This is a genomic window from Novosphingobium barchaimii LL02, from assembly GCF_001046635.1.
Lineage (GTDB): Bacteria > Pseudomonadota > Alphaproteobacteria > Sphingomonadales > Sphingomonadaceae > Novosphingobium > Novosphingobium barchaimii.
This window is the reverse complement of record NZ_KQ130454.1, coordinates 328,195-345,902: the sequence shown is the minus strand read 5'-3', so window position 1 is coordinate 345,902 and position 17,708 is coordinate 328,195. Positions and strand designations below refer to the sequence as shown.

24 protein-coding genes and 1 tRNA gene are annotated in these 17,708 nt (G+C 64.4%); 19 read left to right on the top strand and 6 right to left on the bottom strand.

Annotated features, from left to right (window positions below):
* The first annotated feature begins 4 nt into the window (after positions 1–4).
* The 11 genes from hisF to V474_RS12075 all read left to right on the top strand — a co-directional run bounded on the left by hisF (position 5) and on the right by V474_RS12075 (position 7,548).
* The gene (gene hisF, locus V474_RS12125) at positions 5–766 is read left to right on the top strand and encodes an imidazole glycerol phosphate synthase subunit HisF (RefSeq protein ID WP_059151745.1); all 762 of its coding nucleotides are present in this window, start codon (positions 5–7) and stop codon (positions 764–766) included.
* 130 nt (positions 767–896) lie between these two features.
* Entirely contained in the window at positions 897–1,082 is a 186-nt protein-coding gene (locus V474_RS12120) for a PEP-CTERM sorting domain-containing protein (RefSeq protein WP_059151744.1), read from the top strand.
* A gap of 60 nt (positions 1,083–1,142) precedes the next feature.
* Positions 1,143–1,469 carry a phosphoribosyl-ATP diphosphatase gene (locus V474_RS12115; RefSeq protein WP_059152124.1) on the top strand — a complete coding sequence of 109 codons (327 nt, stop codon included), beginning with the start codon at positions 1,143–1,145 and terminating at the stop codon, positions 1,467–1,469.
* A 40-nt stretch (positions 1,470–1,509) separates the two neighbouring features.
* On the top strand, positions 1,510–1,887 hold the full coding sequence (locus V474_RS12110) for a histidine triad nucleotide-binding protein (RefSeq protein ID WP_059151743.1): 378 nt from the start codon (positions 1,510–1,512) through the stop codon (positions 1,885–1,887).
* A gap of 107 nt (positions 1,888–1,994) precedes the next feature.
* Positions 1,995–2,576: a YbgC/FadM family acyl-CoA thioesterase gene (locus V474_RS12105; protein WP_082699761.1), complete on the top strand. Its 582-nt coding sequence runs from the start codon at positions 1,995–1,997 to the stop codon at positions 2,574–2,576.
* Positions 2,573–3,280 (top strand): protein TolQ, encoded by a 708-nt coding sequence (tolQ, locus tag V474_RS12100; protein ID WP_059151742.1) that lies wholly within the window; start codon positions 2,573–2,575, stop codon positions 3,278–3,280. Before V474_RS12105 ends, tolQ begins: the two co-directional genes overlap by 4 nt.
* On the top strand, positions 3,280–3,726 hold the full coding sequence (locus tag V474_RS12095; RefSeq protein ID WP_043971398.1) for an ExbD/TolR family protein: 447 nt from the start codon (positions 3,280–3,282) through the stop codon (positions 3,724–3,726). Before tolQ ends, V474_RS12095 begins: the two co-directional genes overlap by 1 nt.
* A 24-nt stretch (positions 3,727–3,750) precedes the next feature.
* Complete coding sequence (locus V474_RS26195; RefSeq protein WP_059151741.1) at positions 3,751–4,788, top strand: hypothetical protein; 1,038 nt, start codon at positions 3,751–3,753, stop codon at positions 4,786–4,788.
* The gene (tolB, locus tag V474_RS12085) at positions 4,785–6,185 is read left to right on the top strand and encodes a Tol-Pal system beta propeller repeat protein TolB (protein ID WP_059151740.1); all 1,401 of its coding nucleotides are present in this window, start codon (positions 4,785–4,787) and stop codon (positions 6,183–6,185) included. Before V474_RS26195 ends, tolB begins: the two co-directional genes overlap by 4 nt.
* Positions 6,186–6,324: 139 nt before the next feature.
* Positions 6,325–6,864, top strand: a complete 540-nt coding sequence (gene pal / locus V474_RS12080; protein WP_148649375.1) for a peptidoglycan-associated lipoprotein Pal — start codon at positions 6,325–6,327, stop codon at positions 6,862–6,864.
* 150 nt (positions 6,865–7,014) lie between these two features.
* Positions 7,015–7,548, top strand: coding sequence for a J domain-containing protein (locus V474_RS12075; protein ID WP_043971782.1), 534 nt, complete (start codon positions 7,015–7,017; stop codon positions 7,546–7,548).
* Positions 7,549–7,803: 255 nt separating this feature from the next.
* Here V474_RS12075 and V474_RS26580 read toward each other — a convergent pair whose 3' ends face one another.
* Together V474_RS26580 and V474_RS26575 are read right to left on the bottom strand one after the other, a co-directional pair.
* Positions 7,804–8,010: a hypothetical protein gene (locus tag V474_RS26580; RefSeq protein ID WP_059151739.1), complete on the bottom strand. Its 207-nt coding sequence runs from the start codon at positions 8,008–8,010 to the stop codon at positions 7,804–7,806.
* 13 nt (positions 8,011–8,023) lie between these two features.
* Entirely contained in the window at positions 8,024–8,260 is a 237-nt protein-coding gene (locus V474_RS26575) for a hypothetical protein (protein ID WP_236711231.1), read from the bottom strand.
* Here V474_RS26575 and V474_RS12060 point away from each other — a divergent pair.
* Positions 8,259–8,543 (top strand): hypothetical protein, encoded by a 285-nt coding sequence (locus tag V474_RS12060; RefSeq protein ID WP_059151737.1) that lies wholly within the window; start codon positions 8,259–8,261, stop codon positions 8,541–8,543. The genes V474_RS26575 and V474_RS12060 overlap by 2 nt on opposite strands.
* 89 nt (positions 8,544–8,632) lie before the next feature.
* On the opposite strand, the gene infC is transcribed toward V474_RS12060, so the two are convergent.
* The 3 genes from infC to V474_RS12045 form a co-directional block, all read right to left on the bottom strand.
* On the bottom strand, positions 8,633–9,154 hold the full coding sequence (gene infC, locus V474_RS12055) for a translation initiation factor IF-3 (protein WP_059151736.1): 522 nt from the start codon (positions 9,152–9,154) through the stop codon (positions 8,633–8,635).
* A 256-nt stretch (positions 9,155–9,410) separates the two neighbouring features.
* Positions 9,411–9,713 carry a hypothetical protein gene (locus V474_RS12050; protein ID WP_059151735.1) on the bottom strand — a complete coding sequence of 101 codons (303 nt, stop codon included), beginning with the start codon at positions 9,711–9,713 and terminating at the stop codon, positions 9,411–9,413.
* A gap of 180 nt (positions 9,714–9,893) precedes the next feature.
* A tRNA-Ser gene (locus V474_RS12045) sits at positions 9,894–9,984 on the bottom strand.
* Between the two features lie 78 nt (positions 9,985–10,062).
* Between V474_RS12045 and V474_RS12040 the strand changes: the two genes are divergently transcribed.
* Complete coding sequence (locus V474_RS12040) at positions 10,063–11,079, top strand: peptidylprolyl isomerase (RefSeq protein WP_059151734.1); 1,017 nt, start codon at positions 10,063–10,065, stop codon at positions 11,077–11,079.
* A gap of 8 nt (positions 11,080–11,087) precedes the next feature.
* Positions 11,088–11,405 carry a DUF1905 domain-containing protein gene (locus V474_RS12035; protein ID WP_059151733.1) on the top strand — a complete coding sequence of 106 codons (318 nt, stop codon included), beginning with the start codon at positions 11,088–11,090 and terminating at the stop codon, positions 11,403–11,405.
* 201 nt (positions 11,406–11,606) lie between these two features.
* Here V474_RS12035 and V474_RS12030 read toward each other — a convergent pair whose 3' ends face one another.
* Positions 11,607–13,700: a RelA/SpoT family protein gene (locus V474_RS12030; RefSeq protein WP_059151732.1), complete on the bottom strand. Its 2,094-nt coding sequence runs from the start codon at positions 13,698–13,700 to the stop codon at positions 11,607–11,609.
* 314 nt (positions 13,701–14,014) lie between these two features.
* Here V474_RS12030 and V474_RS12025 point away from each other — a divergent pair, with 314 nt between their 5' ends.
* The 5 genes from V474_RS12025 to rutA all read left to right on the top strand — a co-directional run bounded on the left by V474_RS12025 (position 14,015) and on the right by rutA (position 17,697).
* Positions 14,015–14,509: a PilZ domain-containing protein gene (locus V474_RS12025; protein WP_059151731.1), complete on the top strand. Its 495-nt coding sequence runs from the start codon at positions 14,015–14,017 to the stop codon at positions 14,507–14,509.
* Positions 14,510–14,567: 58 nt separating this feature from the next.
* Positions 14,568–15,299, top strand: coding sequence for a pyrimidine utilization protein B (gene rutB / locus V474_RS12020; protein ID WP_059151730.1), 732 nt, complete (start codon positions 14,568–14,570; stop codon positions 15,297–15,299).
* 4 nt (positions 15,300–15,303) lie between these two features.
* Positions 15,304–15,687, top strand: a complete 384-nt coding sequence (gene rutC, locus V474_RS12015) for a pyrimidine utilization protein C (protein WP_059151729.1) — start codon at positions 15,304–15,306, stop codon at positions 15,685–15,687.
* Between the two features lie 165 nt (positions 15,688–15,852).
* On the top strand, positions 15,853–16,632 hold the full coding sequence (gene rutD / locus V474_RS12010) for a pyrimidine utilization protein D (protein WP_059151728.1): 780 nt from the start codon (positions 15,853–15,855) through the stop codon (positions 16,630–16,632).
* A 3-nt stretch (positions 16,633–16,635) separates the two neighbouring features.
* Positions 16,636–17,697 carry a pyrimidine utilization protein A gene (gene rutA, locus V474_RS12005; protein WP_059151727.1) on the top strand — a complete coding sequence of 354 codons (1,062 nt, stop codon included), beginning with the start codon at positions 16,636–16,638 and terminating at the stop codon, positions 17,695–17,697.
* The last annotated feature ends 11 nt before the right edge of the window (positions 17,698–17,708 follow it).

Here is a 17,708-nt window from a genome sequence, read left to right as displayed (position 1 = left end):
TGCAATGACCGTTCGCATCCGTGTCATCCCCTGTCTCGACGTGCGCGATGGCCGCGTGGTCAAGGGCGTCAACTTCGTCGACCTCAAGGATGCCGGCGATCCGGTGGAACAGGCGCGCGCCTATGACGCCGCCGGAGCTGACGAGCTGTGCTTCCTCGACATTTCGGCCAGCCACGAAGGGCGCGGTACCCTGCTCGACGTGGTGCAGCGCACCGCCGAGGTCTGCTTCATGCCGCTGACCGTGGGCGGCGGCGTTCGCACCGCCGAGGACGCGCGCGCCCTTCTGCTGGCCGGCGCTGACAAGGTGGCGGTGAATTCCGCCGCCGTATCTCGCCCCGAGGTGGTGGCGGATATCGCGCAGAAGTTCGGCTCGCAGTGCATCGTCGCCTCGGTCGACGCGCGCCGCGTGGCTGCGGGCCGGTGGGAGATATTCACACACGGCGGCCGCAAGGCGACCGGGATCGACGCGCTGGAACATGCGGTGAAGCTGGCCGGATACGGCGCGGGCGAACTGCTGGTCACCTCGATGGACGGCGACGGGACCCAGAACGGCTACGATCTTGAACTGACCCGCGCGATTGCCGATGCGGTTTCGGTGCCGGTGATCGCATCGGGCGGCGTGGGCAATCTCGACCATCTCGTCGCCGGCGTGACCCAGGGCCATGCGAGCGCGGTGCTGGCCGCCTCGATCTTCCATTTCGGCAAGCATTCGATCGGCCAGGCCCATGCGGCCCTGCGCGATGCAGGTCTTCCCGCGCGAGGATGACGATGGCCTTAACGGGCCAATTTACCATTGTTGACTGGTTCTAATCGGGACATTTGCGAGGCAGCACTTGCTGCGATGCGGTAATGGGCCGATGGGGCAGGCGTCAATTTCGACACGCAGGAACCTCTCGGTGAAAATCTTAAGATACCTGCCAGCGCTCGTCCCGCTTCTCGCGGTGTCCAGCCCAGCCTATGCGGCGGGCGGGATTCCCTTGCCCGAGCCCAGCAGCATGTTCCTGCTGGCGATGGGCGTCGCGGGCGTCGCGATCGGCCGCAAACTGTCGTCCAAGCGCGGCGACGGTGAGGGCGAAGACTGATCGTTGTGCTACGCTGACGGCTTGACCGCGCCCGCGCCGGGCCGCATTGGCAGGCGCATCATGAGCAGTCCCGACACCCTCGCGCGCCTCGAAGCCACGATCGCCCAGCGCCTGAGCGCCGATCCCGATTCGAGCTACGTCGCCCGCCTCAACGCCAAGGGCCCGGGCAAGATCGCCCAGAAGCTGGGCGAGGAGGCCACCGAAACGGTGATCGCCGCGCTGACCGAAAGCCGCGAAGCGCTGGTGGGAGAGGCGGCGGACCTGATTTTCCACCTCATGGTCCTTCTGGCCGCGAAAGACGTGCCGCTGGCCGATGTCATGGCCGAACTGGACCGGCGCGAGGGTACGTCCGGCATCGCCGAGAAAGCCGCGCGCCCCAAGGACTGAAAGCTGCATCCACCCGGCCCGCACCTCACCGGAGAGACATATGCCCATCGATCCCCGCCTGCCCTACGACGCCAACAACATCTTCGCGAAGATCCTGCGCGACGAATTGCCGTGCTCGAAAGTCTACGAGGATGAGCACGCGCTGGCTTTCAACGATATCCGCCCGCAGGCGCCGGTTCACGTGCTGGTGATACCCAGGGGCCCCTACGTGTCGTGGGACGATTTCACCGCCAAGGCCGAAGATGCCGAGATCGCCGGGTTCATGCGGGCGGTAGGCAATGTCACGCGCCAGCTGGAACTCGACGGGCCGGGCTATCGCCTGATGGTCAACATGGGCCGCGCCGGGCATCAGGAAGTGCCTCACCTGCACGTCCACATCTTCGGCGGTCGAGAATTCTTCCAGATGATCGTGGACTGACATCCACCCGATCACGAAAAATTTACCTGTCGGTTCAGCCTGCGAGGCCATGTTCTCATGGCTTCGGGGTTGAAGTCGCCTCCGGCCCCGTTACACAACCGGCCGGCATGACGGACAATCCCTCTTCAAGCTCCGCGCCCGTGCGCGACCCATCGCCGCAGACCGGCGTCATCGAGGGCGATATCCATCGCTACGCCCTTCGCGTTTTCTACGAGGACACCGATGCGGGCGGTGTGGTCTATCACGCCAACTATCTGGGCTGGTTCGAGCGGGCCCGTTCGGACCTGCTGGACATGCTCGGCGTCGACCAGCGCGGCGCGATCGATGCGGGCCTTGGGCTATACGCCGTTGCCGAGGCCAACTTGCGCTACCTTGCCTCTGCAAGGCTGGGTGATGCGGTGGTGATCGACACGTGGGCGGAAACCATCGGCCGCGTCTCAGCTACCTTGCGGCAGGTCGCAAGGCGCGGCTCCGTCCGGCTTTGCGAGGCCACGGTAAAGGTCGGGTTCATCAGTCCTGAAGGACGACCGCGCAGGCAACCCGAGGCGTGGCAGCGCGCTTTCGCCTCGCTGGTTCCAATATCCGCAGAAGCCGCGCCAGATCTCGGCGCGGCGGCAAACAGTTCGAAATCCGGCGTAGCCGCCGCAGTATCACAATCCGGCACAGCCGGCCGGGAAGGACAAGAATGACGCTCGACCTGCTCGCCTCCACCATTTCTTTCGCTGGGGAATCCGGCGGTCTCAACCCGGTGAAGCTGTTCCTCGATGCCGACATCGTGGTTCAGGCGATCATGGCCGGCCTCGTGCTCGCCAGCGTCTGGGTGTGGACGATCATCATCACCTTCACCCTGCGCATGGGCTCGGCCTCGCGCCGCTGCAACGAGTACGAGGAGGGCTTCTGGGAAGCCCAGAACTTCGAAACCTATCAGAAGGAACGCCGCCGCGGCGATGTGCCGATGGGCAAGGTCGCAGGCGCGGGCCTTGGTGAATGGCGCCGCAACGTGGGCGTCAACGTCGACGCTGAAGGCGCGCGCCAGCGCATCGCCCTGATCATGAACGCGGCCGTGGGCGAGGAAGCCGACAAGCTGTCCGACCGCCTCAACTTCCTGGCGACCGTGGGTTCCGTGGCGCCGTTCGTGGGTCTGTTCGGCACCGTCTGGGGCATCATGAAGAGCTTCTTCGACATCGGCCAGCAGCAGAATTCCTCGCTCGCCGTCGTTGCTCCGGGTATCTCGGAGGCGCTGTTCGCCACCGCCATCGGCCTGTTCGCGGCCATTCCGGCGGTGATCGCCTACAACCGGTTCTCGCACCGGGTTAACGGCTTCGAGAGCCGCCTCCAGCGCTTTGCCGACCATCTCCATGCAGCGCTGACCCGCCAGCTGGAGCAGCGCTGATGGGAATGGGTCTCGCAGGCGGAGGCCGGGGACGCAGGCGTGGACGTGGTTCGCGCGGGCCCATGGCCGAGATCAACGTCACGCCGCTGGTCGACGTGATGCTGGTGTTGCTGATCATCTTCATGGTCACCGCGCCGCTGCTCAAGGCGGCGGTGCCCATTGAACTGCCCGAGACCCGCGCGAAGGCGATGAGCGAGGAGCAGGGCCAGATCGAGATCACCCTGCGCCGCGACGGCGCGGTGTTCTACGAAGCCGACGAACTTTCGCCCGGCGAACTGCCGGACCGCCTTGCCGCGACCCCGAAGGACGCCGAGGGCAAGCCCCCGCTGGTCACGCTGCGCGCCGACAAGGCGCTCGACTATGGCCGGGTGATGGAGGTCATGGGCGAACTGAACCGTGCGGGCTTTACCTCGATCTCTCTGGTGACCGATGTCAGCGGCGGTTAAGGCGCGCGCGGTAGGGTCCACCTGATGGCATCGAAAGGACTGCGCAAGGATGAAGGCATTGGCCTGGGCGCCGCGATCGCGTTGCACCTGGCCGTGCTTGGGGCGATTTTGTTCAGCCCGCGCCACAACGATGTGGTCAAGCCCCCCCCGCGCATCGAAGTGACGATCAGCGACGAGATCGCCAAGACTTCGACTTCGCCCAATCCGAACGCACAGGCTGCACCCGACAAAAGCCCGGAGCTGGGCGAACCGGCGCCCGAAGCCGCGCCCGAGGCTGAGGCCGAACCTGCCCCCGCGCCGCGGCCCGAGCCCAAGGCCGCGCCGGAGCCTGCGCCGCGCGTGGTGGAAAAGCCTCAGCCGCCCAAGCCTGAGCCCAAGCCGAAACCGGTGCCCAAGCCCGCCCCCAAGGCGCCGCCGAAGCCTGCTCCCAAGCCGCAGCCCAAGCCTGAGCCGAAACCCAAACCCAAGCCGGCACCTCCCAAGGCTGCGCCGAAACCCGCGCCCAAGCCTGCCCCCAAGGCGCCGCCCAGGAAGCCCGCTCCGCCGACGACCCGCAAGTCGAGCGCGATCGACGATATCGTGAAGTCCAAGCCCAAGCCTGCGCCTCCGGGCCGTACCGCAGGTTCGAGCACAAGCGCGTCTCCGCCCAAGAAGGCCGGCAGCAGCGCATTCGACGATGCGTTCAAGGCTGGCACTCCCGGCGCCAGCGCACCCAAGCAGACCGGCACGCCCGCATCGCAGATCGGCGCTTCCGCGCGCTCTGCGCTTGGCGCGGCGATCAGCCGCCAGCTCAAGCCGCACTGGCAGGCGCCCCAGGGTGCTGATGTGGAGCTGCTCGTCACCAAGGTGCGTTTCCGCCTGGCCCGCGATGGCAGCCTTTCCGGCGAGCCGCAGGTTGTCAGCACCACCGGCCAGAACGCCGCGAACCAGGCGCAGGTGACGCGCCATCAGGAACAGGCCATCCGCGCGGTGAAGCTTGCCGCGCCGTTCAATCTGCCCGATGACCTTTACGAAGGCTGGAAGGTCGTGACGACCAACTTTGACAGAAGGCTATCGCAATGAAGATAACCCATATCCTCGCTTTGGGACTGATGCTTTCGAGTTCGCTGGCAGGAACCGGGACCGCCTTTGCCCAGGCGGCCGTCCCGGTTGCAGTGCCGGTTGCGGTGCCCCCGGCAGAGGGCGACGGCGGCCTCGAAGTCACCGTGTCGGACGACAGCGAGTGGCAGGACCTCGGCATCGCCATCACCTCGTTCGCAACCGATGCCGACGTGCCCACGCGCACCAATGCCGGCTCCACCGCGGCGCTCGGGCGTGCGTTGTCGCAGGTGGTTGCCGGCGATCTCAAGAACAACGGCCTGTTCAAGCCATCCGGCCCGGACGGACTGCCGCAGCCTGCCTATGCCCAGATCCAGGCGCCCGATTACGGCACCTGGGCCTCGCGCAGTGCCGACATGCTGGTACAGGGTTTCGTGCGCGCCGGCGGCGATGGCACGATCACCGTGGGCTGCTATCTCTACGACGTGCGCCTCAAGCAGCAGCTCGTGAAGGGCGGCTGGCAGGTTCCGCCGTCCGACTGGCGCCGCGCCGCGCACAAGTGCGCCGACATGGTCTATTCGCGCCTGTCCGGCGAAAGCCCGTTCTTCGATTCCAAGATCGCCTATATTGCCGAGACCGGCCCCAAGGATCACCGCATGAAGCGGCTGGCGATCATGGATTCTGACGGTGCCAATCACCGCTACCTGACCAGCGGCCAGGCCATGGCGCTGACCCCGCGCTATTCGCCGGACTATTCGAAGATTCTCTATCTGTCCTATCTCAACGGGCAGCCGAGCATCTATTCCTATGATCTTGCGACCGATCGCCAGACCCTGATCGCGCGCACCGGCAACCCCACGCTGGCTCCGCGCTGGTCGCCTGATGGCAAGTGGGTGCTCTATTCGATGGCCAAGAGCGGCACGACCGACATTTACCGCATTTCCTCGGCCGGCGGCGGCACTCCGCAGCGACTGACCAACGGGCCGGGCATCAACATCGGCGGCAGCTATTCGCCCGATGGGCGCCAGATCGTGTTCGAAAGCGACCGTTCGGGCAGCCAGCAGATCTATGTGATGGCAGCGGACGGTTCCGGCCAGAAGCGCATCAGCTTCTTCGGCGGCCGCGCGGCCACGCCGGAATGGAGCCCACGCGGCGACCAGATCGCCTTCACCCACATCGCGGGTAACCTGCGCGTGGCCGTAATGAGCCCGAGCGGCGGCGGCATGCGCCACCTCACCGATTCGTGGCAGGACGAGGCGCCTACCTGGTCGCCGAACGGGCGCATCGTGCAGTTCTTCCGCACGACCAAGAGCACCGGCGTCGCGGGGATCTGGCAGGTCGACCTGACGGGCCGTAACGAGCGCAAGCTGCCCACGCCGGTCGGTGCTTCGGACCCGGCCTGGGGCCCCGTTCGCCCCTGATCGCGCAGGTTTCGAACCGGCGTCGGCGAGGCTTTCGGGATTCGTTGGCGCCCGTTCAGGATAACTGTGTTAAATATTGAACGGAACTACAGACCATGCCGGCCATTCTACGGGGCTGAGCAGCATAGGAGACCGCCTGATGCCTTCCATTCTCACGTTTGCCCGGATGAACCGCACCGGAACCGTGGCTATCGTCGTCGCCGGTGCGCTGGCACTCTCGGCTTGCGGCAAGAAAGCCCCTGCGCAGCTTCCGCCCGAGCCGGGCCCGGCCACCTCGTCGAACGGTTCCGACAATTCTTCGATGGGCGCGATGGCAGGCAGCCAGGCTGACTTCGTCGCGAAGATGATGGGTTCGGACACGATCTACTTCGCGCTCGACAAGTCCGACGTCGATCCCGAAGACCAGCAGGCGCTGTCCAAGCAGGCGCAGTGGCTGATGCAGTATCCGTCCAAGCGCGCCACCATCGAAGGTCACGCGGACGAGCGCGGCACCCGTGAGTACAACCTTGCACTGGGCGAACGCAGGGCCAATTCCGCCAAGAACTACCTCATCAGCCTGGGCGTGAACCCTGCGCGTCTCTCGACTGTCAGCTTCGGCAAGGAGCGCCCGATCGCGCTGGGTTCCGACGAGCAGTCGTGGGCGCAGAATCGCCGCGCCGTGACCGTCACGATTGACTGATCGGGCACTGGCTGAACAATTGATGCACATCGGGCCCGAAGGGCGGTTACTGCTTTTCGGGCCCGAAACTTGCCCGCGCGGCGCTGATTTCGCCCCGAAATGGTGGGCAGGGGTTGCATCGCCGTCGAGTCGCGGCTTATCGCCCCCCGGATGAGCCGCGTACGTCGATCATCCGACTGGGGATTCCCTCGCTGGCGCGGCTATGGCAGTTCGCGCGATGCGGCGCAGGTGCGTCTGTGCGATCGGCACGGGTGCAACGATCCGGGCAACTGCCCCGCGCCAAAGAGCCCGAACAATCCCGACCGCTGGTACTTCTGCCAGAAGCACGCCGCCGAATACAATTCGGGATGGGACTATTTCGCCGGCCTTGACGCCGAGGAAGCGGCCATGCGCGAGGCGCAGGAGCGTTCGGATTTCTCCGGTTTCAAGGAAACGGCGCATTACGGCTGGACCGGCTCGGGCGACGGCTCTCGCAGCGGCGATGAACTGCGCGCCCTCGAAGCGCTGGGGCTGGACCCCGATGCGGACTTCGATGCGGTGAAGAAGGCCTGGCGCAGCCGCGCCAAGGAAGTTCACCCCGATGTGCGTCCGGGCGATGCGGAAGCCGCCAAGGCTTTCCAGATATATCAGGTCGCCTATGAAGTCCTGCGCGCGGCCGAAGATCGCCGCGAGTGGAAGGGCTGAGAGACCGTTTGAAAATGCGCAGAAGAGCGCATTTTGAAAGTGGGCTGGTGCGGCAGGATGGGCAGAGCCCATTCTCAAACGGTCTCTTAACGCTCGCTCCATTCAAGACGCGTCTTAATACGGTGCTTGAATTTCCGAGATATTTTAGACAATTGTGCCAGAGTTCCAGGCCGCGAGCGCTGTCGTTAACTTGGTTGACTTGGTTGATCGATAGCGACTACTAAATCCAATAGATCGGTAGTTCATATCTTCCGATCAGGGGTTCTTGACATCGACTGAAAGTTGGCTCGGCGGATCACTGCGGCGGGTGTCCCGTTCGATTTGCATGATCATGACGATAAGATGTTCCCGGATGATGCCGTCGTCCGCGTGAAGGGATTCCATGCGATGTTCTACGACGCGCATAGTCTGGCAGCGGCGACCGACAGGCGGCAGGACATCATGGTCAAGCCCTGCTCCCATCTTTTTGAGCCGATCATGCGGGCCGGTTGCCGAATGCTGCGGCCTGCCCGGGCATGAGCGGCGTGCGGCGTCCCGCCCTGCTTTTCGTTGTAGGGTTGCTGGGGCTGGCGGGGTGTTCGGATGCGGATACCAGGCCGGTGCCGGGCCCGGTTTGCCGGATCAGCGATTTCTTGGGCGAGTGGGTGGATGCAAGGCGCAGGGGCGAAGGCGTCTTGGTCGAAAGGGCGACAGTGACGGTGATATCCGGCATGACGCGCACGAAGATCGCCTATGTCGTCTCGCGCGATTTCGGCCAGGTAAGCCGGCAGGTGCTGCGTCAGGAGTTTGCCGCGCTTGCTACCCGGGGCGGCCTTCCACGAGGGCGTGCGGATGCGGACCAGAGGGTCTGCGCGATCCAACTGATCCAGCCTAGCGGTGCGGCAGCACTGGTGAGCGATGGCAACGACGCCCTCGTCCTGCTCGAAGAGAGGGGCAAGACCGACCCGCCTGTCAAAATGCGCTTGCGCCGCGGTCCAGCCGACTTGTCACCGTAAGGCGGGTTTCAGCCCCAAGCCAATCGAACGAGAAAGGGCGCGACCAACGGCCGCGCCCTTCGTGTCCCGTCATGATCCGGGGCCTCGCCTTATTTGGGCGAGAGCACCATCAGCATCTGGCGACCTTCCATACGGGGATAAGCCTCGATCTTGGCTATCTCCTCGCAGTCGGTCTGGACGCGGCGCAGCAGGTCCATGCCCAGCTGCTGGTGCGAAAGTTCGCGGCCACGGAAGCGCAGGGTGACCTTCACCTTGTCGCCGTCTTCGATGAAGCGATGGATGTTGCGCATCTTCACGTCATAGTCGTGGTCGTCGATGTTAGGACGCATCTTGATCTCTTTGATCTCCTGCGTCTTCTGGGTCTTGCGCGCGGCATTGGCCTTTTTCTGGGCCTCATACCGGTACTTGCCAACATCGAGGAACTTGCACACCGGCGGATCGGCATTGGGCGAGACTTCGACCAGGTCGAGGCCTACGCCGTTCGCCTGTTCGATCGCTTCGCGCGTGTACATGACGCCGAGGTTTTCGCCTTCATGGTCGATAACCCGGACCTTGTCCGACTGGATCATGTTATTGAACCGCGGTCCACTCTTGACCGGTGGCGTCATCATACGCCGGGGAGGGGGTGCTATAGACGTTCTCCTGAATCGTTATTGCCGTGTGATCGGATTTGGGCGTCATTAATGCGATTCGCAGCGCTACGCAAAGCGGGAAATCGCACTAACGGATATGGGCCCCGGACCGACGTATCGGCCACATGGTCCATATAGGGCTGCAAGGCCCATTTTTGAATGGGTTGGCGGCATTTTTCGTCGCGAAGAGCAAAACCAATCGTTCGTGCAGCACGGCCACAGCGACGTTTTTCGGTTAGCTGCCTGCCCGGATATCCGGCTTCAGGTTTCGGATGCTGGCGAAAATGCCCTCAACCCAACCGTCCATGCCATCGGCATAGGCGCTTTGCAGCGCATGAAGAGTGCTTGCGGCGGGTCCTTCGAATTCAACCGCGCCGTCTGCACCGTCGCAATCATGCAGAATGAAGCGTCCAGCGCCGGTATAAGTGAGGATGCAGTTCTCGAACGTGCAGCGTTGAAATTCCGTACCGTCGATCCTGACGCGCTCGTTCGCAAAAGCCTTGTCCGAAACGAGTTTCAGTAAAACAGGTGCTTTCATGCCGTATACCCCCCTTATCGGTGGCGAAGGCGGCATGATTACAGAATTGCAAGGCGGGGAGTATCCAGCTTTTTGCGAATGTTGCTGCAATGCAACAATCGCTTTGAAGCTGGTGAGAGTTGGTTTGCGGAATGCGCGGCACCCGGCAGATCGGGCTCGGGCTGATTGCAGGTAACCTGCTGGCGGAGCGGGAGGGATTCGAACCCTCGATACGCTTTTGGCGTATACTCACTTTCCAGGCGAGCGCCTTCGACCACTCGGCCACCGCTCCGCATGCACTGGATAGGCGCTGGCCCCTAGCGTGGGCTGCGGGGTTTCGCAAGCGGTGTGAGGGTGGCATGAGGGGCCAATGCGCATATTTCTTTCCAGCCTGGCCTTTGCCGGCCTTTTTACCTCACCCCTGGCGGCGGCAGATCCACCCAAGCCGTTGACGCCGGGCGATATCGTCGCGGCGGCGCCGCAGGCTGACTGGTCGCGCATCGCGCCGGCGGACCTCATGGTGATGGATCTTGCCCCGGACGCGAAGGGGCGCGCCCGGCGGGTGGTGATCCAGTTGATGCCGGCGCCGTTCTTGCAAGGGTGGACCGGGAACATCCGCAAGCTTGTAGCCGCGCGCTGGTTCGACGGGATCGCCGTGGTGCGCGTTCAGGACAATTACGTCGTGCAGTGGGGCGACCCCGATGGAGAGACGCCGGGCAAGGCAAAGGCGCTGCCGCAAGGGCTCAGCGCCAGCCGGGAGCAGGACTACGCCGCGCATTATGGCGCTGCTTTCGAACCGCCGGAAAAGGAGGGCAGTGCAGGCTATATCCTGTCGCCGGAAGGCCGCCTTCAGCGCTTTCTTGCCGTGGCGCCGGGCAATGATGACTATGCGCCGGGGACAGGCATCCTGGAGGGTTGGCCCATCGGGCTGCAGTCGCAGGAAAAGGGCGGCGATGCGGTTGTCCGAACCGATGTCTGGCCCGTCCACTGCTACGGCATGGTCGGCGTGGGCCGCAACGTTTCGCCGGACACCGGCACTGGCGCGGAACTCTATACCGTGATCGGACAGGCGCCGCGCCAGCTCGACCGCAACATAGCGCTGGTCGGGCGGATCATCGCGGGGATGGAGAACCTCTCCTCGCTACCACGCGGGACGGGAGCGCTGGGCTTTTACGAAACGGCGCAGGAGCGCACGCCGATCGTCTCGGTAAGGATGGGCGACGAGGTTCCGGGGCTGCCGGCCTACGAGTACCTTTCCACCGGTAGCTCCAGCTTTGCAGCCTACGCCTTCAAGCGGGCGAACCGGAAAGACGATTTCTACATCCGGCCCGCAGGCGGCGTCGACGTGTGTAACGTCCAGGTACCGGTTCGCGAGGCGAAGCGGTGAGCGGGGTGATGACGGAGCAACTGACGCATACCGGCCCGCTGTGGCGCTGGACGGGCGGCTCGAACAACGGAACCTGGCACTTCCTCACCATCGACGGCGCGGCGGCGGAGGCGCTTTCGGGCACCGCGATCATGCGCAAGCTGGAAGGCGTGTCGCGCGGTTTCGGCTCGCTGAAGGTCAAGGCGCGCATCGGCGGGACCGGCTTTGCGACCTCGGTGTTCCCGAGCAAGTCGGACGGAGGATGGCTGCTGCCGGTGAAGGCTGCGGTGCGCCGGGCGGAAGACCTTGTCGAAGGGGATGAGGTGGAAGTGTTTCTGGAGGTTTGAAGGGAAGACCTGGGGTCATCGCCCCAGACCCCGGGAATGTCGAGGTTCCGCGTGCAGCTTCCATAGGGCGCCCCCGGTGAGCCGGGAGACATCATAGCCTCCGGCGGCAAGGAGCGCGCAAGGCAACTGCGCGCACTACGACGACAGTAAAGGGGTCTGGGGCGATGGCCCCAGGCCTTCCTTTTTAATGTCGCCTTCCCCTTAAATCCGCTCCGCGTCGGCAACGGCCTCACTAGCCCGCAAAGCCCCGGAAATCCGCGTCAGGTGTGCGAGGTCGGACACTTCGAGATCCACTTCGTATGTGCCGAAGGGTTCGTCGCGCTGGGTCATCTGAAGGTTGGTGACGTTCGCGCGGTTGCTGGCGAAAATCTGTGTCACTTCGGCCAGCGTACCGGGGCGGTTGTAGAGCACCAGTCTCAGGCGTCCGACGGCGCCGGTGGTACGTTCGCCCCAGGACAGGTCCAGCCAGTCTGCATCGACGCCGCTGGCGAGTGTCATGCAGTCGATCGTGTGCACTTCCACCTTGTGGTCCGGGCGGCGCAGGCCGACGATGCGGTCGCCGGGGACGGGGTGGCAGCATTCGGCCAGTTCGAAGCCCATTCCGGGCGTCAGGCCGCGGATCGAGATCGCGCGTTCGGCGCGGGTCCATTCCGGGTCTTCGGGCAGTTCGGCGGTGCTGCCGGGGACCAGGGCTTCCATCACCTGCCGGTCGGTGAAGCGGGCAGAGCCGATGGCGAACATCAGGTCTTCCTCATCGCGCAGGTCCAGCCTTTCGATGGCGCCGGAGAGGGCTTTCTTGCCGATGCGCTGGGGCAGGCGGCCGGCGATCTCGTCGTAGAGCTTGGAGCCGATCTCGGCGACTTCGGCGCGTTCCTTGGCGCGTACCGCCCGGCGGATGGCGGCGCGGGCCTTGCCGGTGACGACGAAGCCGAGCCAGGGCAGCTGTGGTTCTGAATTAGGGCTCTTGATGATATCGACGACATCGCCGTTGGCCAGCTGGGTGCGCAGCGGCACGTGGCGGCCGTTGATCTTGGCGCCGACGGCGGCGTTGCCGAGGTTGGTGTGGACGGCATAGGCGAAGTCCACCGTGGTGGATCCCTTGGGCAACTGGAACAGCGCACCCTTGGGAGTGAAGGCGAAGATGCGGTCCTGGTAGATCGCCATCTTCGTGTTTTCGAGCAGTTCTTCGGCATCGTGGCTGGCATCGACGATCTCGATGAGATCGCGCAGCCAGCCGACTTGACCGTCAGGCCGCACGCCGCCCTGTTTATAGGCCCAGTGCGCGGCGAGGCCGAATTCGTTGAGGCGGTGCATGTCCTGGGTGCGGATCTGGACTTCCATGCGCATCGAGCGCTGGAAGATCAGCGCGGTGTGCAACGACTGATAGCCGTTGGACTTGGGCGTGGAGATGTAGTCCTTGAACCTGCCCGGGATCATCTGCCAGGCCTGGTGGAGGACGCCCAGCGCCTTGTAGGTGTCTTCCACGCTATCCGTCAGGACGCGGAAGGCCATGATGTCGGTGATCTGCTCGAAGGTGACGTGGCGCTCGGCCATCTTGCGCCAGATCGAGTAGGGGTGCTTTTCGCGGCCGGAAACCTCGACGTTGAGGCCGGCTTCGGCCAGCGCCTGCTTGATCGACAGGGCAATGGCGTCGACCTGTCCGCCTTCCTGGCTGCGAATCTGGGCGAGACGCCCGGTGATCGTAGCGTAGCCTTCCGGCTCCAACTGCTCGAAGGCGAGCAGTTGCATCTCGCGCATGTATTCGTACATGCCCACGCGCTCCGCCAGCGGCGCGTAGATATCCATGGTTTCGCGGGCGATGCGCTGGCGTTTCTCCGGCTTCTTGATGAAGTGGAGGGTGCGCATGTTGTGCAGCCGGTCGGCCAGTTTCACGAGCAGGACGCGCAGGTCCTCGCTCATCGCCAGCAGGAACTTGCGCAGGTTTTCGGCCGCGCGCTCGCTCTCGGTCATCGCCTCGATCTTGGAGAGCTTGGTCACGCCGTCGACCAGCCGGGCCACATCGGGGCCGAACAGCTTCTCGATCTCCTCGATCGTGGCCAGCGTGTCTTCCACGGTATCATGGAGCAGGGCGGTCATGATCGTCTGCTGATCGAGTTTCAGCTCGGTCATCAAGCCGGCCACTTCTACCGGATGGCTGAAATAGGGGTCTCCGCTGGCGCGCTTCTGACTGCCGTGCTTCTGCACGGTATAGACATAGGCGCGGTTGAGCAGGGCCTCATCGGCCTCCGGTGCGTATTCCTTGACGCGTTCGACGAGTTCGTACTGGCGCAGCATGCTATCCTTTCATGTCAGGATTTATTGCAGCGCGACAAGGGGGAAGGGGCCTGTTGCAATCTTTGCAACGGAAAAACGCATCACGAACATTTGCGATTCTCGGTGGGGAGGGCTTCTCATTCCCAGCAAATTCAATCGATTTCATCGTTAAAATACGGAAGTGAGCTGTTAACCATCCAAAAAGCACCGGGCGGCAAAATGACGTCGGACCGGAGCCGCCACGCCTTCCCCCCGCCGACGCGCCTCCGGTCCGAAGCGATCGACCTGCCCCGGTTCACACCCGGAAGGCGAATTCGAAAAGGCGCACGAACGAAATGACAGACCCAGATGGAACAGGCACCGATGGGCTTTTCGCTGGCACGGACGCCGAATGGCTGAAGACCGCCGCGCTGCGCACGCCGCATGTCGCTGCCGCTGAAGGCACTGCCGATGGCCAAGGCGAGCGGCCCCACCGATCGCCGCGCGTGCGCACTCTGATCCGTGCCGTGATCGGGCGCGAAGGGCGGTCCGGGCAGGACGTGATCGTGCGCAACGTGTCGCCCGGCGGCATGTGCATAGCCTCGCGCACTCTGCTCCCCAACTGCGGCGATACGCTGCGCGTGGCGCTGCCCGGCCAGGTGGACCTGAAAGCGGAAGTACGCTGGGTGGGCGACGGGGAGTTCGGCATCCAGCTGCTCGGCGGAATGGATGTGGGCCTCATGCAGGCGACCAATCGGCGGCGCAATGCCGGTTTTGCCGCTGCACTGGAGCGGCTTCTGGGCGTGCGCCCGCACCGGGAGCGCACTTCGTCGGGGCTGCGTCCCTGCTGAAAGTCTAGCGCCTTCAAGGCGGGTTGACCCCCATTCGCGCCTGCACAATAGTGTCCGGGTGAGCGATACCATCGTCGACCCCGCCCCCGCATCTTCCGGCCCCTCTGCGGTTCTTTCCGCGCGGCCCGAAGCGATCCGGCTCGATCCAGCCACTACCGCCGTCATCGTCGTCGACATGCAGAACGCCTATGCGACCAAAGGCGGCTACGTGGATGAGGCGGGCTTCGATGTCGGCCCGGCCGCTGCCGTGATCGGCCGCGTCGGCGCTGTGCTCGATACCGCGCGGGCGGCGGGCATGACCGTGGTGTTCCTGCAGAACGGGTGGGACCCGGACTATGTCGAGGCGGGCACGCCGATGTCGCCTAACTGGCACAAGTCCAACGCGCTCAAGACGATGCGCAAGCGGCCCGAACTGACCGGCAAGTTCCTGGCTCGCGGAGGCTGGGACTATGAACTGGTCGATGCGCTGACGCCCAGGCAAGGCGACCTGCGCGTCCACAAGCCGCGCTATTCGGCGTTCTTCAATTCGCAGCTCGATGCGGTTTTGCGCGCGCGGGGCATTCGCACGCTGGTGTTCACCGGCATCGCCACCAACGTCTGCGTCGAATCGACCCTGCGCGACGGTTTCCACCTCGAATATTTCGGCGTGCTGCTGGAAGATGCGACCCATCATCTGGGCCCGGACTTCATCATGCAGGCCACCGTCTACAACGTCGAGAAATTCTTCGGCTGGGTCAGCACCGTCGCCGATTTCCAGACCGCCGTGAGCCAGCTTCCCCCAAAGGAGTAACCCGTTGCCCTTCGAAGCCATCAACCCGCCGCAGTTCCCCGCGCCCATAGCGCCCTATTCGGCCGGGGCGAAAGCGGGCGGCACGCTTTATGTATCGGGCATGCTGGCGCTGGGCGAGGGGGGCGCGGTGCTCCACATCGGTGATGCAGCGGCGCAGACGCGCCATGTTCTGGAGGCGATCCGCATCACGGTCGAGGCGGCCGGCGGCACCATGGCGGACGTGGCGATGAACCACATCTTCCTCAAGGACATGGCGGATTATGCCGCCTTCAACGCGGTCTACGCGGAATACTTCCCCGGCGACAAACCGGCGCGCTACTGCATCAAATGCGATCTGGTGAAGCCGGACTGCCTGGTCGAGATCGCCTCGGTCGCGCATCTTGGGTGAGGCGGTTGTGCCTTGCCGGTGGGGCTTCGACAAGCTCAGCCTGAGCGGAGTTGAGCACACATCTTTCCCAACCCCGCTCAGGCTGAGCGGAGTTAAGGACACATCTTTCCGAACACCGCTCAGGCTGAGCTTGTCGAAGCCCCGGCGCAAACCGCAGCCCCGCTCATGACGGGCAGCGGCCTCCACTACGAATTCCACGGGCCGGACGACGCGCCCACGCTGATCCTGTCGAGCGGCCTTGGCGGTGCCGGCGGATACTGGGCGCCCAACCTCGCCGCGCTTTCGGAAAAGTACCGCGTCCTCACGTACGACCAGCGCGGCACCGGGCGCAGCGACCGTGCTTTGCCGGAAACCACCTCGATCGAGGCGATGGCGCGGGACGTGACCGCGCTGATGGACGCACTGGGTATCGAGCGCGCGCATTTCATCGGTCACGCGCTGGGCGGCATGATCGGCATCGAGACGGCGCTGCTGTCTGGCCGGATCGACAGGCTGGTTATCGTCAACGGCTGGCACACCCTCAGCCCGCACACCCGCCGCTGTTTCGAGGCGCGGCTGGCGATCCTGCGCGGGGCAGGGGTGGAAGCCTTCCTGCGCGCCCAGCCGCTGTTCCTGTTCCCGCCCGACTGGATCGCCAGCCACGACGCCGAACTTGAGGCGGAGTTCGCCCACCATCTTGCCAGCTTCCCCGGCGCGGAAACGATGGAAAAGCGCATTGCCGCCGTGCGCGCCTATGCCCCTTCGGCGCAGCGGCTGGCGAAGCTGCGGGACGTGCTGGTCATCGCCACGCGCGACGATTTTCTGGTGCCGCATTCCGCCTCGCTCGATCTGGCGGAGCCGATCCCCGGCGCCGATGTCGCCACGTTCGAGTGGGGCGGCCATGCCTGCAATGTCACCGATCCGGCCGGTTTCAATCGCCTCGTTCTGGGATTTCTCGGGAGTTAATCCATGCAAGTCGGCGTTTTCGTGCCCATCAACAACAACGGCTGGCTGATCAGCACGACCTCGCCGCAGTACATGCCCAGCTTCGATCTCAACAAGGAGATCGCTCTGCGCGCCGAGAAGTATGGCCTCGATTTCCTGCTCTCGATGATCAAGCTGCGCGGTTTCGGCGGCAAGTCCGAGTTCTGGGAATATGGGCTGGAGAGCTTCACGCTGATGTCCGGCCTTGCCGCCGTGACCGAGAAGATCAAGATCTACGCCACCTGCCCCACGCTGATCATCCCGCCCGCCTTCGCGGCGCGCATGTGCAACACGATCGACAGCATCAGCCACGGCCGTTTCGGGCTGAACCTCATCACCGGCTGGCAGCCGCCCGAGTACACCCAGATGGGCCTGTGGCCGGGCGAGGAGCATTTCCGCAATCGCTATCAGGTGCTGGACGAATACGCCCGCATCCTGCGCGAATTGTGGGAAACCGGCCGCTCGGACTTCAAGGGCGAGCATTATCAGATGGACGACTGCCTTGTGCGGCCGGTGCCTCAGGGCGACATGAAGATCATCTGCGCCGGGTCTTCCGATGCGGGCCTGGCATTTTCGGCCAAGTGGGCGGACTATGCCTTCTGCCTCGGCAAGGGCGTCAACACGCCCACCGCCTTCGCCTCGAACAACGCGCGCCTGGCGAAGTTCACCGCCGAAACCGGGCGCGACGTGCAGGTGTTCGTCCTCGTCATGATCATCGCCGCCGAAACCGACGCCGAGGCGCAGGCGAAATGGCAGCTCTATAACGAGGGCGTCGATATCGATGCGATCTCGTGGCTGGCGGATCAGGGCGCCAAGGACACCGTCAACACCGACACCAACGTGCGCCAGCTGGCCGCCCCCGAAGGCGCGGTGAACATCAACATGGGCACCCTGGTCGGCAGCTACGAGACGGTGGCCAAGATGCTTGACGAGATGGCCGAGGTGCCCGGCACCGGCGGCGTCCTGCTGACCTTCGACGATTTCGTCGAAGGGGTGGAGAATTTCGGCACCCGCATCCAGCCGCTGATGAAAAGCCGGGCGGTCTAGCGCCCGTTCCC

What these genes read in the sequence shown, in the direction of transcription:
- hisF (WP_059151745.1), top strand. Translation starts at nt 5, where the DNA reads ATGACCGTTCGCATCCGTGTCATCCCCTGTCTCGACGTGCGCGATGGC.
- V474_RS12115 (WP_059152124.1), top strand. Translation starts at nt 1,143, where the DNA reads ATGAGCAGTCCCGACACCCTCGCGCGCCTCGAAGCCACGATCGCCCAG.
- V474_RS12110 (WP_059151743.1), top strand. Translation starts at nt 1,510, where the DNA reads ATGCCCATCGATCCCCGCCTGCCCTACGACGCCAACAACATCTTCGCG.
- V474_RS12105 (WP_082699761.1), top strand. Translation starts at nt 1,995, where the DNA reads ATGACGGACAATCCCTCTTCAAGCTCCGCGCCCGTGCGCGACCCATCG.
- tolQ (WP_059151742.1), top strand. Translation starts at nt 2,573, where the DNA reads ATGACGCTCGACCTGCTCGCCTCCACCATTTCTTTCGCTGGGGAATCC.
- V474_RS12095 (WP_043971398.1), top strand. Translation starts at nt 3,280, where the DNA reads ATGGGAATGGGTCTCGCAGGCGGAGGCCGGGGACGCAGGCGTGGACGT.
- V474_RS26195 (WP_059151741.1), top strand. Translation starts at nt 3,751, where the DNA reads ATGGCATCGAAAGGACTGCGCAAGGATGAAGGCATTGGCCTGGGCGCC.
- tolB (WP_059151740.1), top strand. Translation starts at nt 4,785, where the DNA reads ATGAAGATAACCCATATCCTCGCTTTGGGACTGATGCTTTCGAGTTCG.
- pal (WP_148649375.1), top strand. Translation starts at nt 6,325, where the DNA reads ATGCCTTCCATTCTCACGTTTGCCCGGATGAACCGCACCGGAACCGTG.
- V474_RS12075 (WP_043971782.1), top strand. Translation starts at nt 7,015, where the DNA reads ATGAGCCGCGTACGTCGATCATCCGACTGGGGATTCCCTCGCTGGCGC.
- V474_RS26580 (WP_059151739.1), bottom strand. Translation starts at nt 8,010, where the DNA reads ATGGGAGCAGGGCTTGACCATGATGTCCTGCCGCCTGTCGGTCGCCGC.
- V474_RS12060 (WP_059151737.1), top strand. Translation starts at nt 8,259, where the DNA reads ATGACGCGCACGAAGATCGCCTATGTCGTCTCGCGCGATTTCGGCCAG.
- V474_RS26575 (WP_236711231.1), bottom strand. Translation starts at nt 8,260, where the DNA reads ATGCCGGATATCACCGTCACTGTCGCCCTTTCGACCAAGACGCCTTCG.
- infC (WP_059151736.1), bottom strand. Translation starts at nt 9,154, where the DNA reads ATGATGACGCCACCGGTCAAGAGTGGACCGCGGTTCAATAACATGATC.
- V474_RS12050 (WP_059151735.1), bottom strand. Translation starts at nt 9,713, where the DNA reads ATGAAAGCACCTGTTTTACTGAAACTCGTTTCGGACAAGGCTTTTGCG.
- V474_RS12040 (WP_059151734.1), top strand. Translation starts at nt 10,063, where the DNA reads ATGCGCATATTTCTTTCCAGCCTGGCCTTTGCCGGCCTTTTTACCTCA.
- V474_RS12035 (WP_059151733.1), top strand. Translation starts at nt 11,088, where the DNA reads ATGACGGAGCAACTGACGCATACCGGCCCGCTGTGGCGCTGGACGGGC.
- V474_RS12030 (WP_059151732.1), bottom strand. Translation starts at nt 13,700, where the DNA reads ATGCTGCGCCAGTACGAACTCGTCGAACGCGTCAAGGAATACGCACCG.
- V474_RS12025 (WP_059151731.1), top strand. Translation starts at nt 14,015, where the DNA reads ATGACAGACCCAGATGGAACAGGCACCGATGGGCTTTTCGCTGGCACG.
- rutD (WP_059151728.1), top strand. Translation starts at nt 15,853, where the DNA reads ATGACGGGCAGCGGCCTCCACTACGAATTCCACGGGCCGGACGACGCG.
- rutA (WP_059151727.1), top strand. Translation starts at nt 16,636, where the DNA reads ATGCAAGTCGGCGTTTTCGTGCCCATCAACAACAACGGCTGGCTGATC.